The sequence below is a fragment of the Porphyrobacter sp. ULC335 genome (genome assembly GCF_025917005.1).
In the GTDB taxonomy this organism is placed as follows: Bacteria; Pseudomonadota; Alphaproteobacteria; order Sphingomonadales; family Sphingomonadaceae; genus Erythrobacter.
On record NZ_CP078091.1, the window covers coordinates 3,335,489 to 3,350,870 of the forward strand.

General features: G+C 64.3%; 11 protein-coding genes. 7 read left to right on the forward strand and 4 right to left on the reverse strand.

Features of this window, described 5'->3' with window-relative positions; translation table 11 throughout:
• Window positions 1-169: 169 nt before the first annotated feature.
• Genes KVF90_RS15975 through KVF90_RS15990 form a run of 4 tightly spaced genes read left to right on the forward strand, consistent with a single transcriptional unit; the run spans window position 170 to window position 6,221 of the window.
• Window positions 170-2,011: an alpha-amylase family glycosyl hydrolase gene (locus tag KVF90_RS15975; RefSeq protein WP_264392549.1), complete on the forward strand. Its 1,842-nt coding sequence runs from the start codon at window positions 170-172 to the stop codon at window positions 2,009-2,011.
• On the forward strand, window positions 2,011-3,663 hold the full coding sequence (locus tag KVF90_RS15980) for an alpha-amylase family glycosyl hydrolase (protein ID WP_264392550.1): 1,653 nt from the start codon (window positions 2,011-2,013) through the stop codon (window positions 3,661-3,663). The genes KVF90_RS15975 and KVF90_RS15980 overlap by 1 nt, the downstream gene beginning before the upstream one ends.
• A 6-nt stretch (window positions 3,664-3,669) precedes the next feature.
• Window positions 3,670-4,707 (forward strand): LacI family DNA-binding transcriptional regulator, encoded by a 1,038-nt coding sequence (locus KVF90_RS15985; RefSeq protein ID WP_264392551.1) that lies wholly within the window; start codon window positions 3,670-3,672, stop codon window positions 4,705-4,707.
• Window positions 4,704-6,221: a tryptophan halogenase family protein gene (locus KVF90_RS15990; protein ID WP_264392552.1), complete on the forward strand. Its 1,518-nt coding sequence runs from the start codon at window positions 4,704-4,706 to the stop codon at window positions 6,219-6,221. The genes KVF90_RS15985 and KVF90_RS15990 overlap by 4 nt, the downstream gene beginning before the upstream one ends.
• Window positions 6,222-6,427: 206 nt before the next feature.
• On the opposite strand, the gene KVF90_RS15995 is transcribed toward KVF90_RS15990, so the two are convergent.
• Complete coding sequence (locus KVF90_RS15995; RefSeq protein ID WP_264392553.1) at window positions 6,428-9,247, reverse strand: TonB-dependent receptor; 2,820 nt, start codon at window positions 9,245-9,247, stop codon at window positions 6,428-6,430.
• Window positions 9,248-9,686: 439 nt separating this feature from the next.
• Between KVF90_RS15995 and KVF90_RS16000 the strand changes: the two genes are divergently transcribed.
• Window positions 9,687-10,355, forward strand: coding sequence for a DUF6445 family protein (locus KVF90_RS16000; protein WP_319641061.1), 669 nt, complete (start codon window positions 9,687-9,689; stop codon window positions 10,353-10,355).
• A 20-nt stretch (window positions 10,356-10,375) separates the two neighbouring features.
• On the forward strand, window positions 10,376-11,899 hold the full coding sequence (locus KVF90_RS16005) for a tryptophan halogenase family protein (RefSeq protein WP_264392555.1): 1,524 nt from the start codon (window positions 10,376-10,378) through the stop codon (window positions 11,897-11,899).
• Between the two features lie 81 nt (window positions 11,900-11,980).
• Here the strand turns inward: KVF90_RS16005 and KVF90_RS16010 are convergent, their stop codons facing one another.
• Window positions 11,981-12,484 carry a c-type cytochrome gene (locus KVF90_RS16010; protein ID WP_264392556.1) on the reverse strand — a complete coding sequence of 168 codons (504 nt, stop codon included), beginning with the start codon at window positions 12,482-12,484 and terminating at the stop codon, window positions 11,981-11,983.
• 204 nt (window positions 12,485-12,688) lie between these two features.
• Between KVF90_RS16010 and KVF90_RS16015 the strand changes: the two genes are divergently transcribed.
• Window positions 12,689-13,504 (forward strand): DUF1499 domain-containing protein, encoded by an 816-nt coding sequence (locus KVF90_RS16015; RefSeq protein WP_264392557.1) that lies wholly within the window; start codon window positions 12,689-12,691, stop codon window positions 13,502-13,504.
• Between the two features lie 3 nt (window positions 13,505-13,507).
• Here KVF90_RS16015 and KVF90_RS16020 read toward each other — a convergent pair whose 3' ends face one another.
• Both KVF90_RS16020 and KVF90_RS16025 read right to left on the reverse strand, forming a co-directional pair.
• The gene (locus tag KVF90_RS16020; protein WP_264392558.1) at window positions 13,508-14,113 is read right to left on the reverse strand and encodes a CDP-alcohol phosphatidyltransferase family protein; all 606 of its coding nucleotides are present in this window, start codon (window positions 14,111-14,113) and stop codon (window positions 13,508-13,510) included.
• Window positions 14,106-15,380 carry a NupC/NupG family nucleoside CNT transporter gene (locus tag KVF90_RS16025; RefSeq protein WP_264392559.1) on the reverse strand — a complete coding sequence of 425 codons (1,275 nt, stop codon included), beginning with the start codon at window positions 15,378-15,380 and terminating at the stop codon, window positions 14,106-14,108. Before KVF90_RS16025 ends, KVF90_RS16020 begins: the two co-directional genes overlap by 8 nt.
• Between the last annotated feature and the right edge of the window lie 2 nt (window positions 15,381-15,382).

Here is a 15,382-nt window from a genome sequence, read left to right on the forward strand (position 1 = left end):
AAACTTTGCCATAAGGCACCCTGAAAAACCCCGATCATCACAGCGAAGCACGCTTTAATTTATATAAATGAGAGGCTTGTCGGCAATCTCTTGCGGACGGCAGGTCTGTCACAAAGATTTGCAAAAATATTCCCAAGCTGTCACAACTTGTGACTGAGGGAGTTGGGTAATGACGCGAATCTTCGTGAGGCTGGCGGCTGTTTTGTGCGCGAGCACCGCCGTGGCGGGAGGCCCGATCGCGGCAGAAACACCCGCCGCGCCCGCCCCGATCGCGGAACGCCAGCTGGAAGATGAAATCATCTATTTCGTCCTCCCGGACCGCTTCGAAAACGGCGATACCAGCAATGATCGCGGCGGGCTGAAAGGCGGCGCCTTCGACCACGGGTTCGATCCGACGCACAAGGGCTTCTACCACGGCGGCGACCTCAAAGGTCTGACCGCCAAGCTCGACTATATCCAGAACATGGGCGTCACCGCGATCTGGTTCGCGCCGATCTTCAAGAACAAGCCGGTGCAGGGTCGTCCGGGCGAGGAAAGCGCGGGCTATCACGGGTACTGGGTGACCGACTTCACCAGCGTCGATCCGCATTTCGGCTCCAATGCCGAGTTCAAGGCCTTCGTCGATGCCGCCCACCGCCGCGGGATGAAGGTCTATATGGACATCATCACCAACCACACCGCCGATGTGATCGACTATGCCGAAGGGCTGGACAGCGGCTACGCCTACCGTGCCAAGGGCGATTATCCCTTCTCGCGGCGTGGCGGCACGGATGGGAAAGCGATCAATCCGGGCTTTGCGGGCGACGACAATCCTGACCCCGCGAACTGGGCGCGGCTGACCGACCCTTCCTTCGCCTACACGCCTGTCGTGCGCGAGGCGGAGCGCAACGTGAAGGTGCCTGCATGGCTCAATGACGTCACGCTCTACCATAACCGCGGCAACTCGCACTGGATCGGCGAGAGTTCTGTCTATGGCGACTTCTCGGGGCTGGATGATCTCGCGACCGAGCACCCGCGCGTTGTCAGCGGAATGATCGACATCTTCGGGGCCTGGATCGACGATTACGGGATCGACGGCTTCCGGATCGACACGGCAAAGCACGTGAACCCCGAGTTCTGGCAGGCCTTCGTCCCCGCCATGCAGGCCCGCGCCAAGGCCAAGGGGATCGATCACTTCCACATCTTCGGTGAGATCGCTTACGAAGAACCCACCGCAACCCTTGCCGCACAAGTGATGGCGGAAAGCGGTCTGCCCTATGCGCTGGACATGGGTTTTGCCAAGGCGGCCCAGCTGGTCGTCAGCGGCAAGGCCTCCCCGCGCCTGATGGCCGAATTCCTGCAGCAGGACGCGATCTATCCCGGCGGGGCGAAGACCGCGCTGGGCCTGCCGACTTTCCTTGGCAACCACGATTTCGGGCGGTTTTCGATGTTCGTGCGATCCATGAGCGGATCGGATGATGAAGCGACGCTGCTCGCGCGGGTGAAGCTGGGCCACGCGATGATGTTCCTGCTGCGCGGCGTACCAACCGTCTATTACGGGGACGAGCAAGGCTTCATCTCCGACGGCAACGACCAGCTCGCCCGCGAGGACATGCTCCCCAGCAAGGTCGCGGCCTATAACGACAACAACCTCGTCGGCAGCAGCGCCAGCACCGCGCAGAGCAATTTCGATCCTGCCCACCCGCTCTACCGCCTCGTAACCGAACTCGCCGCCGCGCGCAGCGCCAGCCCGGCGCTGCGCCGGGGCCTCAGCGAAGTGCGCGCTTTCGAGGAAGCCGCGCCCGGCCTGCTCGCGGTCGAGCGCCATGATCCCGAAAGCGGACAGCGCGTGATTGCCATGTTCAATACCGGCGCTTCGGCCCTTTCGCGCAATGTCGAGGTAAGCTACCGGACCACCGGTGTCGTGCCGCTTTTGGGCCAGTGCCCGGCCGCGCTCGCGGCGCCCGGTGCGGTCAAGGTGACGCTTCCCGCCTTCGGCTTTGCCGCCTGCATTCTGGAGACTGACGACTAATGGCAACCGCACTTGCCGAGACTGCCCCGGCGACCACCACTCCGCTGGCGTGGTGGCGCGGCGCTGTCATCTACCAGATCTATCCGCGCAGCTTCCGCGACACCAATGGCGACGGGATCGGCGACCTTGCAGGCATTGCAGACGGGCTGGACTACATCGCCGATCTTGGCGTGGACGGCATCTGGATTTCACCCTTCTTCACCTCGCCGATGAAGGATTTCGGTTACGACGTTGCCGATTACTGTGGAATCGACCCGAGCTTCGGGACATTCGCCGATTTTGACCGGGTCATCGAAAAGGCCCACGGTCTCGGCCTGAAAGTGATTATCGATCAGGTCTATTCGCACACCTCGGACGAACACGCGTGGTTCCAGGAAAGCCGCGCTGATCGCACCAACCCGAAGGCCGACTGGTATGTCTGGGCCGATCCCAAGCCGGATGGCTCGCCCCCGTCGAACTGGCAATCGGTGTTCGGCGGTTCCGCATGGCAGTGGGACGGGCCGAGGAAGCAGTATTACCTGCACAATTTCCTCACCAGTCAGCCCGATCTCAACGTGCACAATGTGGACGTGCAGGACGCGCTGCTGGATGTGGCGCGGTTCTGGCTGGGCCGCGGGGTGGACGGGTTCCGCTTGGACGCGCTGAACTTCTCGATGCACGATCCCGACCTGCGCGACAATCCGCCGAGCGGCATGCCAATGGAACTGGTCACGCGCCCGTTCGACATGCAGGTCAAACAATACAACCAGTCGCACCCCGACATTACCGGTTTCCTCGAGCGCATTCGCGCCACGATCGATGAATTTCCGGGCCGCTTCACGGTCGCCGAAGTCGGCGGGCCGGAGCCGCTGGCCGAGATGAAGGCCTTTACCGAAGGCGGCAAGCGGCTCGATTCCGCCTATAATTTCGACTTCCTCTACGCCCCGCGGCTGACCGCGCCGATCGTGCGTGCCAGCCTTTCGCAGTGGAGCGGCGATGCGGGCGAAGGCTGGCCCTCATGGGCGTTCTCGAACCACGATGCCCCCCGCGCCGTGACCCGCTGGACGCTGGATGGCGACATGGCGCGCGCCGCGCGATTGAACCTGCTGCTGCTGCTGGCGCTGCGCGGCAACCCGATCATCTATCAGGGTGAGGAACTGGGCCTGCCGCAGGGCGAGGTGGCTTTCGAAGACCTGCTCGATCCCGAAGCCATCGCCAACTGGCCGCACACGCTGGGCCGCGATGGCGCGCGCACCCCGATGCCGTGGGCTGCGAATGCCCCGCAAGCCGGGTTCTCCAGCGCCAACCGCACCTGGCTCAAGCTTGACCCCGTCCACACCGGCTTCGCGGTCGACCGGCAGGCCTCTGACCCCGCCTCGACCCTTGGCTTTGCGCGCCAGCTGCTCGCCCAGCGGCGTCAGCACCCGGCGCTGGTGCATGGCGATATCGAATTGCTGGACAGCCCGGAGGATATCCTTGCCTTCCTGCGCCACGACGATGCGGGCAGCGTGCTGTGCGTCTTCAACCTCGGCGAAATGCCCGGCGCATTCAGCGCTCCGGAAGGGCTCGGCGCATTGAGCCTGATCGCCACCGAGAGCGCGGTTGGCAGCGACAGCGTCCCGCTCACGCTCGCCCCCGGCACCGGCTACTGGGCCGAAGTCCAGGGCGGATAGGGGCAGATGGCCGATAACCCTCCCTCCTCCTCGGAAGCGCGGCGCAGTGCCACGCTCGAGGACATCGCGCGCGAGGCGGGTGTTTCGATCTCCACCGTGAGCCGTGCGCTGAATGACAGCCCCTCGGTGAAGCGCCGGACCAAACAGCAAATCTGGCAGATCGCCCGCGCGCATGATTACGAGTTCCGCTCATCCATGCCGAGCGGGCCAATCGGCGCGGATGCCACTATCGCGGTGGTTGTCCCCGCCCCGCAGGCGCGCGACAGCCGCGTGTCTGACCCCTTCTTCCTCGAACTGCTCGCCGGGATTGCCGAAGCCGCGCGGGAACGGAATGCCGATTTGCTCATCAGCCACCTCAGCCCTCGCGCAGGCGGCGATCTCGATTACGCGATGAGCACGAGCCGCGCGACCGGCGTGATCTTCATCGGACAGTCCTCGCTGCACCACGAATTCAACGCCTTGGCCGCGCGCGACAACCGCTTCGTGGTGTGGGGCGCGGAGTTTCCGGACGCGCAATATTGCGTGATCGGGTCGGACAACCTCGCCGGCGGGCGGCGGGCCACCGCCCATCTCGCGCGCCTCGGGCGCAAGGGCATCCTGTTCCTCGGCGACACCGAAGCGCCCGAAGCCGAACAACGCTATCGCGGCTACAAGCAGGCGCTCGATCAGGCGGGGATCGGACTTGACGAGGATCTTGTCCTGCCCGCCCATTTCGAGGTGCATTCGGCCGAAGCAGCAGTGCGCAGCGCGCTGGCGCGGGGACTGCGCTTTGATGCGGTGTTTGCGGCGAGCGACCTTATCGCCATCGGCGCGATCCGGGCGCTGACCCGCTCCGGGATGCGCGTGCCGGAGGATGTTTCGGTGGTGGGATACGACAACATCCCCGCCGCGCGCCTTGTCACCCCCCAGCTGACCACCATCGATCAGGACGCCAATCTGGCAGGGCGGATGCTGGTATCGAAACTGATCGACAAGGGCGCCGGTCCGGCGATCTCGCAGCGGCTGGAAACGAGCCTGCTGATCCGCGAGAGCTGCGGGGGATGACCGAACCCGCGCCGCTCAAGAGCATCGTCATTGTCGGCGGCGGCTCGGCAGGGTGGATGACAGCGGCGGCGCTCGCCCATGCGGTCGGCGGGGCCTGCGCCATTACCCTGATCGAAAGCGAAGCGATCGGCACAGTTGGCGTGGGAGAGGCGACCATCCCGCCGATCCGCAACTTCAACCAGCGGCTCGGCATCGACGAAGCAACCTTCGTGCGCGAGACGCAGGGCTCTTACAAGCTCGGGATCGAGTTCATCGACTGGGGGCGCAAGGGACATAGCTACTTCCACCCCTTCGGCCAGTATGGCGCTGAATTTGATAGTGTTCCCTTCTATCACCACTGGATGCGAGAACATCTTGAACGCCGCATTGATGGCCCGATCGACGATTTCTCGATGTGCTGGGCGATGGCCAAGGCGGGCAAGTTCGCCCACCCCTCGCCCGACCGGCGGCTGATCCAGTCGACCTTCGACTACGCCTATCACTTCGATGCCGGGCTCTACGCCGCCTTCCTGCGGCGCTTCGCCGAGGCGCGGGGGGTAAAGCGGATCGAGGGCAAGGTCGTCGACGTCGCACTGCGCGCCGAAGACGGCTTTATCGAGGCTGTGACGCTCGACAGCGGCACCCGCATCGAAGGCGAATTCTTCATCGATTGCAGCGGCTTCCGCGGGCTTCTGATCGAAGAGGCGCTGGAGGCGGGCTACGACAACTGGCAGCATTGGCTCCCTTGCGACCGCGCCGTGGCGGTGCCGTGCGAACGCGGCGAGTTCACCCCCTACACCCGCTCCACCGCGCGCGAGGCGGGGTGGCAATGGCGCATCCCGCTCCAGCACCGCACCGGCAATGGCTACGTGCATTGCAGCGAGTTCATTTCCGAGGACGAGGCCGCCGAAACCCTGCTCGCCAACCTTGACGGTAAGGCCTTGGCGGACCCCCGCCCCTTGCGCTTTGTCACAGGCAAGCGGCGCGAGTTCTGGAAGCGCAATTGCGTTGCCATTGGCCTCTCCGCCGGGTTCATGGAGCCGCTGGAATCGACCAGCCTCCACCTTATCCAATACGGCATTCTGCGGCTGATCGCGCTGCTGCCCGACAACACCATGTCGCCCTTGCTCACGCGCGAATATAATGCCCAGACTTCAAGGGAATACGAGCTGATCAGGGACTTCCTGATCCTCCATTACAAGGCCACCGAACGGGACGATTCCGCGCTGTGGCGATATTGCGCGGCCATGCCGATTCCGGACAGCCTGCAATACAAGATCGACCACTTCCGCAGCCACGGAATGCTGGTTGCCGACGGGCAGGAGCTGTTCGCAAATCCCAGCTGGATTGCGGTCTATCTCGGGCAGGGCATCGTCCCGCAACGGGCCCCTGCCCTTGCCGCGATGCGCGTAGGTGTGCCGGTTGCCGAGCGGCTCCGGCAGATCCGGCAGGCGATGGACGAGGCGGTTGCCACCATGCCATCGCATGGCGATTTCATCGCCCGGCATTGCCCCGCCCCGCCGATCGCGTCCTGATCAAGCCACACACCACCACCCGAAGGCGATGTTTCACGCAAAACATCGGGCTAAAGGGGGTCTAAGAGGGGTCTAGAGGGGGTCTAACCCCCGGCTAACCCGTGCAGGCCCCGCACGAACTGCCGCAAGCACACCCCAAAAGGAAAGGGCCCGCCATTGCTGGCGAGCCCTTCCTGAGACCCTGGGGCGACCCGAGGGCGTCGTTATCAGAAGCTCTTGCGGATCGTGAACTGGAAGGTCCGTCCGTAGATCTCGTGACGGCTCGGGAAAGAAACACCGAGCGACTGGGGGGCCGGCGTGGATCCCGGAGCCCGGTCGAACAGCTCGTTCTCGGTCACGAAGGGTTCGTTGGTCAGGTTGAAGACTTCTGCAAGAACCTGCACCCCGTTGAGGAAGCTGCCTTCCTTCTCGAAGGTGTAACCGATCTGCGCATCGAGGATCGTCTCGCTCTGCGAGTTTGCCCCTTCGAGCCCGCCTGCAAAGTTCGGAACCTCCGACAGGAACGCACCACGATGGCGCGCAGCCAGCTTGGCACGGAAGCCATTCTTTTCGTAGAAGATGTCGCTCGACCAGGTGAGGTCCGAATAGCCCGGGATCGCAATCGGGGTCTGGCCCGGGGGGTCGATTGTCGCGTCCGAGTAGGTCACCGAATAGAAGCCGCCGAACCCGTCAAGCACATCGACGAGGTCGCCGAAATTGACGCGCACCGTACCTTCGATCCCGGTGATCGAACCATCCGAGAAGTTGACCGGCCCGTCGAACGCCCCGACCGCGAGTTGCGGCGCAGTGGTCAGGATGGAGCCGAAGCCCGCGTTCTGGATCTGCTGGGTCAGATCGAGCACGGTCGGCTGATTGACGACCCAGTCCGACAGATCCTTGTGGAAGGCGGCAACGATGATCGCCGTACCTGGCGTGAAGTACTTTTCGAACGAGATGTCGAATGACGTCGAACGGTACGGCTGCAAGGTCGGGTTGCCGCCGCTAAGGTTGAAACACACCAGCGCAGGCGGGTTGAAGCCGATCACCGTATCCGGGATCTGGTCGGCGTTGGTGTCCGAACAGCTCAGCGGATTGACGTTGATGTTCTGGTTCGCCGCCAGCTGATCGAGCCGGGCACGGGTGATGGTCTTGGCAAAGGCGAGGCGGATGAAGGTATCCTCCATGACCTCGAAACCAAGGTTCACGCTCGGCAGCCAGTTGTCGTAGCTGGCGTTGACTTCGTTCACGCGGCCGCCACTGATCGTGCCGGTCGAGCTTTGCGAGGTATCGACATAACGCAGACCGATATTGCCGCGCACCGGCACCGAGCCGAGATCGCCGTCGATATTGGCCTGGATGTAGAAGTTGTGCACCTGCTCATCCACGAGCCATTCGGTATCGTCGGTGGCACGCTGCAGCGTGTAGGCACCACTGGTCAGCAGGCTTGCCGGATTATAGGCGATGATGTCCTGCCCGATGCCCTTGGTGTTGGTCTGGCCGATAATGAGGTCCGACGGGATCGCGCGCGAGCTGTTCACGAAGCCGGTGCCCGGACGCAGGAAGGTTCCGTTGTTGTCGAAGTCCTTCGAGCGGTCGGTATAGAGCCAGCCTGCCACGATGCGGTCGATGAAGCCGCCATCGAACTCCCAATAGGCTTCGGCGCGGAGCTGATGCAGTTCGTCATTGATTTCCGGTTCGCGCAGGAAGCCGACCTGGCCCCACCCGCCCGGATCGGTGAGCAGCACGTTGGCCGGGTTGGTGTAATCAATCAGCCCGTCGATGCTGTATTCGCCGTTCGGGTTGAAGTTGAAGGTCAGCGTGTCGGCCGGGCCGGTGCCGTTGCGGCCGGTGCCGGCATAGGATTCATAATCGACATCGTCGCGGTCGAGCGTCGAATAACCGTAATCGAGCACGAAGCCGAGGTTGTCGGTCGCCTTCCACTCAAGGTTGCCGCCCACCGCGAAGATCGAGGAATCCGCGCCTTCGGTGTCGGTCCGCAGGATCGGGAAGACGTTGGTATAGGTCGCGCTCTGTGCAAACGGGCCGGAACCCGTCACGGCGCCGACCTGCGCCCCGCCATTGGTGCTCCACGAAGCAATCGGGGTTTCGGTGCCGCGGAAGATGCCCGAATCTTCGGTGCCCGTGTAGAAGCCGTCGATCGTCAGCGAGAACCGGTCGGTCGGCTCGAACTGAAGCGAACCGGCAATCGAGGTGCGCTTGAACTCGCGACTCTGCACACCCTGACGCGGGTTATCGCGCGGGAACACGGTGCCGCCCGGGGTGACGGTGCGGGTAACCTGGCCATTATTGGTCTTCAGCTCGCGCTGGATGATCTGGGTCGGGATCGACTGCATCGTCGCGCCGAGCGACCAGCCGATGGTGCCATCGGCATTCTGGTCGATGTAGCTGGCGAAGAAGCGATAGCCGTCAGCGCCGAAATCGGGGTTGAGCGAGCCATTGTCGTTGAGCGTGTAGGTGCCCGAAACCGTGATCTGGCGCTTCTTGGAATCGAGCGGCTTGATGGTGCGCAGGTCGACCGCGCCGGCGATGCCGATGGCGGCAAGCTGCGCGTCACCGGTCTTGTAGACCACGCCGGTGCCGATCAGTTCCGACGGGAACTGGTCGAACTCGATCCCGCGGTTGTTGCCGGCCGAAACGACTTCGCGGCCGTTAAGCAGCGCGAGCGAGAAGTCCGGGCCGAGGCCGCGGATCGAGACCGACTGCGAACGGCCGCGCACGCGCTGGGCGGTGACGCCGGGCAGGCGGGCAAGCGTATCTGCGATCGAAAGGTCGGGAAGCAGGCCAAGGTCTTCGGAGGTGATCACCTCGACGATCGAAGTGGCCTGGCGCTTCGCATCCAGCGAGGACTGGATCGAGCCGCGGATGCCGGTGACGACGATTGCGTCCTCGCCTTCGCCCTCGACAGCGGCGGCCGCCTGTTCGTCCGTCTCTTGCGCCAGCACCGGCACGCCGGTTGCCGTCAGCGCCAGAAAGGTTGCGGCCCCGCACAGCAGGCGCGCGCTTGCATTGATCCCGTTCATTTTCATCAGAAGTCCCCTCCCGCAAGCGCCCTTGAACGACCGCTTTTGCAGTTTTTTTCATAGCCCAAGCTGAACCTCAGGTAAATCGTCAAATGGCAGAACGATGACGGGGGCCCAAAAATCTTGTAGACGTACTGTTTTTCAAGTGTTTAACTCGTAGCGAATGGAGCTTACGCCGCCGCAGACATGTCGCCCGGCATGCAAATGTTGCCCGATTGACACAGTTTCCGATCATGCCGCAATGCAGCATGACGCTTCCCGCATGACATCGTGCGGCTCGACCTCGCCAAACCCTGTCGATCCGACATATTTAATTTATCTTACAGACACTTAACCATTGCCCTTGGAGTGCCTGCCCGAGTTTGTTAGGCTCCCCGGCATGGCCACTTTGCCCACCTCCGCCCATCGAGCGCCCCCCGCCGGATGGAGAATCTCGCTTGCAAATATAGCTGAGGAAGAATTTCCGTCTTTAAATCAGAAACTTGTGAGCATACCCAATTTTCTCGGGACGCCAGATCACGCCATTGCACAAGCTGTTTTGCAAAATTTTGCAAAGATCACACCGCAATATCCGGGCGTCCGCGCGGCGCTCGATCCAACGGTTTGCGATGCGTGGCTTGCGCAGCTCTCGCCGCTGCTTGATCAGTGGTTTGGCGCAGCGCCGCGCGGCTGGGCGATGCAGGCGTGGTATTCGCTGGTGACGACCGCGCCCGCAGACCTCGCGCCGATCCAGCGCCTGCCGCATGTCGACGGCACCGATCCGCAGCAGATCGCCATGATGCTGTACCTCAACAGCGCCGCACATGGGGGGACGGCCTTCTTCCGCCACCGCTCGACCGGGCTCGAGTCGCTGACGGCAGAGACCTACCCGCGCTATGCCGCAGCGGTGCAGGCCGATTATGGGCGGACCGGCCTGCCGCCCGCCGCCTACCCCACCGATGGCGCGCCGCATTTCGAGCGCATCCATGTGGCGGAAGGGACATTCAACCGCGCGGTATTCTACCGCGGCAACATGCTTCACAGCGGGGTGATCGACAACGCCGCACCGCTGAGTGCCGACCCGCGCGAGGGCCGGCTGACCATCAACGCCTTCTTCCGCCCGGTTCAGGGCTGAGCGGCGACAGGGGACGGGAAATGGACAGACCTGAAGTGAAAAAGCTCGTGATCGTCGGCGGGGGCACCGCGGGATGGATCACCGCTGCCGCCTTCGCCCGGCTGCTTGGCGAACGGCTGACCATCGAACTGGTCGAGAGCGAGGCGATCGGCACGGTCGGCGTGGGTGAGGCCACGATCCCGCAGATCATCCGTCTCAACGGCATCCTCGGCCTCGACGAGAACGCCTTTCTGCGGGCGACTTCGGGCACCTTCAAACTGGGGATCGAGTTTGTCGACTGGGGGCGCAAGGGCAGCAGCTATCTCCACACCTTCGGCGATACGGGGATGAACCTCGGCAATGTCGCCTTCCACCACTATTGGCGGCGCAGCGCGGGCAGCAGCCCGCAGGCCAAGGGGCTGTGGGACTATTCGCTGCACCAGATGGCGGCGGATCAGGCGCGGTTCGGCAAGATGGACCGGGTGGGCAACACCGCGATGACGGGCCTCGCCTATGCCTACCACTTCGACGCGAGCCGATACGCCCTGTTCCTGCGCGACTATGCCGAGGGGCGCGGCGTGACCCGCACCGAGGGCATTGTCGAGAGCGTCGCGCGTGACGGGGAAAGCGGCGATATCACCGCGATCACGCTGAAGGGTGGCACACAGGTCGCGGGCGATTTCTTCATCGACTGCACGGGCTTCCGCTCACTGCTGCTCGGCGAGACGTTGGGGGTCGGCTATCAGGACTGGTCCAAGTGGCTCCCCTGTGACCGCGCGCTGGCGGTGCCGAGCGAGCGGCTGCCGACGCTGGTGCCCTATACCCGCGCCACCGCGAAGGACGTGGGCTGGCAGTGGCGCATCCCGCTGCAGCATCGCACCGGCAACGGCCATGTCTATTCGAGCGGCTTCAAGAGCGACGAGGCGGCGGCGGACACTCTGCTCGCGGGGCTTGATACCAAGGCACTGGCCGACCCGCGCCCGATCCGCTTCACCACCGGACGGCGCGAGACCTTCTGGGCGCACAACTGCGCGGCAATCGGGCTTTCAAGCGGCTTCCTCGAACCGCTCGAATCGACCAGCATCCACCTGATCCAGTCGCATGTCAGCCGGCTGATCCAGCTCTTCCCGCGCGCGGGCGATGCATCGGCAATGCGCGATGAATACAACCGGCGATGCGCGGACGAATTCGTGCAGATCCGTGATTTCCTGGTCCTCCACTACCACCAGACCGAGCGGGAGGATTCGGAGTTCTGGCGCTACTGCAAGAACATGGAGGTGCCCGACAGCCTCACGCACAAGCTGGCGCTGTTTGCCGCGTCGGGCCGCATCGGGCGCGATGTCGACGATCTGTTCCGCGATGCGAGTTGGGTGCAGGTGATGCTCGGTCAGGGGATCATGCCAGCCGATTACGATCCGATGGCCGATCAGATCGCGCCTGCACAGCTCGCCGAATTCCTCGCCAATCTGCGCACGCTGATCACCCGTGCGGTCGGATCACTGCCGACGCACGAGGATTACCTGCGCCTGCACTGCCCTGCCGACCCGAGCCTGCTGGCGGCCTGACCGTCCCGCAGTCCGGCCACGAAAAAGGGCGGCGCAGCCATGCTGCACCGCCCGTTTTTCTTTGCCCTGAGGCCTGCCGAATTACTTCGACTGGGCTTCCAGATAGGCCACCAGATCGGCGCGCTTCTGGTCATCCTTGACGCCCGGGAAGGCCATCTTGGTGCCCGGGACGTAAGCCTTCGGGTCCTTGAGGTATTCGAACAGAACCTGCGGCGTCCAGGTGATGCCGCTGTTCTTGTTGGCGTCCGAATAGCTGAAGCCAGCGACCGAACCGGCGCTGCGGCCGACGACCTTGTGCAGCGACGGGCCGACGCGGTTCACACCTTCGTCGAACACGTGGCAGGTGCGGCAAGCCGCGAACACCTTTTCGCCCGCTGCGGCATCGCCGGTGAAGCTGGCATATTCAAGCTTGGCACCGTCGGCAGCAGCAGCAGCCGGGGTGTCGGCAGCAGCCGGGGTTTCAACCGGAGCAGCCGCTTCGGTTTCGGTCGCAGCCGGGGCTTGGGCATTGTTGCCGCCGCCACAAGCCGAAAGAGTAGCAAGGCTCGCCAGCGCGGCCGCGCCCATCAGGAAATTACGCTTCATGGTCGTTTGTCCTCTGAACACTTTTAAGTTCCTCCCGCATCCCTGCGGGCCATAAACCAGATTTTCGGGCATGGAAAGCGGGACTTCACGCAAGTTTCGCCCCTCTCCCCAGGTGCCGTGAAGTATGAACGCGCAAGCCTGCGATGGGTTTCCACTCGCCGCGCAAAGATTGCCATGCCGCGAAGGGGCGCTATGGTCGCGGGCATGACAAATCTGCCCAAGCACACCAAGCTCGTCCTCGCCCTGCTGGCGTTTCTCCCGGTCTATTTCGGCATTGCCGCGCTCGGCACGAAATTCGGCATCTGGGACTGGAAGGTGGGGCTGATGGCGCTGACCTTCACTGGCGGGATGGTTGTGCTGGGGATCACCGCGCTGGCCGCGCTGGTGTCGCTGATTCTCGCCGCGCGCGCCAAGCCGCGCAGCAATGCGCTGGTGGCGGTGGGGATCATCGGCCTGCTGCTACCGGCAGCGGCGCTGGCGGTGTTCATGGCCGCGGGCGGCAAGGCGGGCGAGAATCCGATCCACGATATTGCCACCGACACCGGCAATCCTCCTGCCTTCACGGCCGATACGCTGGCAGCGCGCGAGGCCGCGGGCGCGAATCCGCTGGCCGATTACCAAACTCCGCTTGGGCAGATCGCGCTTTACCAGAAGGCCGGCGTTTCGCCCGAGCTGGCGGTGAAGAGCCACGCGCAGATCATCACCGCCCGTTCCGATCGCCCTGCCCCGCTGCCGCTGGGCGGCGCAAGCAAGGCTGAAGGCGTTGCTGCGGTGGCCGCAGCGATGGGGGCAATGGGCCTCACCGACATTCGTTCGGACGACGTTACCGGCACAGTCGAGGGCACGGCCGAGACCTTCTGGTTCGGCTTCAAGGACGATGTCGTCGCCCGCGTCGGCGATGCGCAGATCGACTTCCGTTCGGCGAGCCGTGTGGGCGTCAGCGATCTTGGCGCCAACACCGCCCGCATCATCGACCTGCGCGCCCGCACCGAAACGCTGCTGGGCGCGGCAGCTCGCTAATCGCTAATCGCGGAACGCCGACGCCGCCATTGCGCTGCGCTGGAATACGGTCAGCACGCAAAGCGCGGCAAAGCTGTAAGCAAGCACCCCGAACCACGCGGGCGCAAGGCACATGGCGATGAACACCGCGATGGTCTCTGCCCCTTCGGCAAGGCCGGTGGAATAGAAGAAGCTTTTCCTGCCATGCGCCTCTGTCTCGTCCCCGCGTTTGGCGGCGATCACGGCGAAGGCGAGGAAGCTCACGCCGGTCAGCACGAAGCTGGCAACCAGCACCAGCGCGGGCAAGGTGTTGGCAGCGCTCAGGATGCCGAAGCCGAGCGGCACGCTGACGTAGAAGGCGAAATCGGCGACGATATCGAAATAGCCGCCGAGGTCACTCGGGCCTCTTGCGCGCGCGACCGCCCCGTCAAGGCCGTCCGCCAGCCGGTTGGCGATAATGAGCGCGAGGCCCCAGCCCACGTGGCCCAGCGCAATCGCGGCCGCTCCGCCAAGGCCCAATGCGAGGCCGGTGAAGGTCAATCCGTTGGCGGTGACGCCGAGGCCAGCCAGCACGGCGCCCGCGCGGTTGAGCGGCGGATCGATCAGCGGGCGAAGCTTGGCATCAAGCATAGGTGACCAGCCCGATCCACGCCCCCGTCATCGCGCTGGCAAGGTTGCCGCTGATCCAGCTTTTCATTCCCAGCGCCGCAGCCTCGGCGCGGCGTTCGGGGCATAGGGTACCGATGGTCGACACGAGCAGCCCGACGCTGGCAAGGTTCGCCACCCCGCATAGCGCATAGGTGACGATCAGCGTCGCGCGCGGCCCAAGTGTTCCGGCGGGCAGCGCCGCCAGTTCGAGATAGGCGACATATTCGTTGAGCACCGCCTTGGTGCCCATCAGCCCGCCCGCCGCCTGCGCCTCTGCCCAGGGCACCCCGAGCAGCCACATGAACGGCGCGAGGGCCCAGCCGAGCAGGCGCTTGAGGCTCAGCGGATCGCCATCGACAAAGGGCAGCAGCGCCAGCGCCATGTCGACCAGCGCGACCAGAGCGAAGACGGTGATGATCACTGCAATAACCGCGAGGAACAGCTGCATCCCGTCCATCGTGCCTTTGACGATAGCATCGATGCTGCTTTCGTAGCGGAGGCCCGGATCCTCTTTCTCGACCTCGGTCGCGGTATCATCGGCGGCAGCGGGCACCATCAGGCGCGCAATCAGCAGCGCGGCGGGGAGCGAGATCAGCGAGGCGGAGATCATGTGCCCCACGGCATCCGGCACGACGGCGCGCAAGGTGGTCGCGTAGAGGATCAGGATCGCGCCCGAGATGGTCGCCATCGTCAGCGTCATGATCTGGAACAGCTCGCTGCGGCTCACCTTGGCGAAATAGGCGCGGGTCACCAGCGGCGCTTCGACCACGCCGAGGAACACGCTCGCCCCGCCCGACAGGCCAACAACCCCGGAGACGCCGAGCGAACGGCGCAGCAGGAAGCTCAACCCGTTCACCATCCAGCGCAGCACGCCCCAATGCCACAGCAAGGCGGCCAATGCGGAGAAGACGATCACCAGCGGCAGGATCTGGAAGGCGATCACCAGCGGCGGCTGCGCGCCTTCCTTCAGGGCAAAGGGCAGCTCTGCCCCGCCGAGATAGCCGAACATGTAGGACGAGCCCTTGAGCGTCGCCGCCTCGACCGCGCTGACCGCATTATTGACCAGGCCGACCGCCTCCCAGACGACCGGCACGCGCACGATCAGCACGGCGAGCAGGCCCTGCATGGCCAGCGCACCGGCGATCCAGCGCCAGCCGGGATGGCCGCGGCGGTTTTCGCTGAGGCTCCACGCGAGGCCCAGCAGCACCGCGATGCCGATCAGCCCGCGCAGTTGATCGAACAATTCCACCT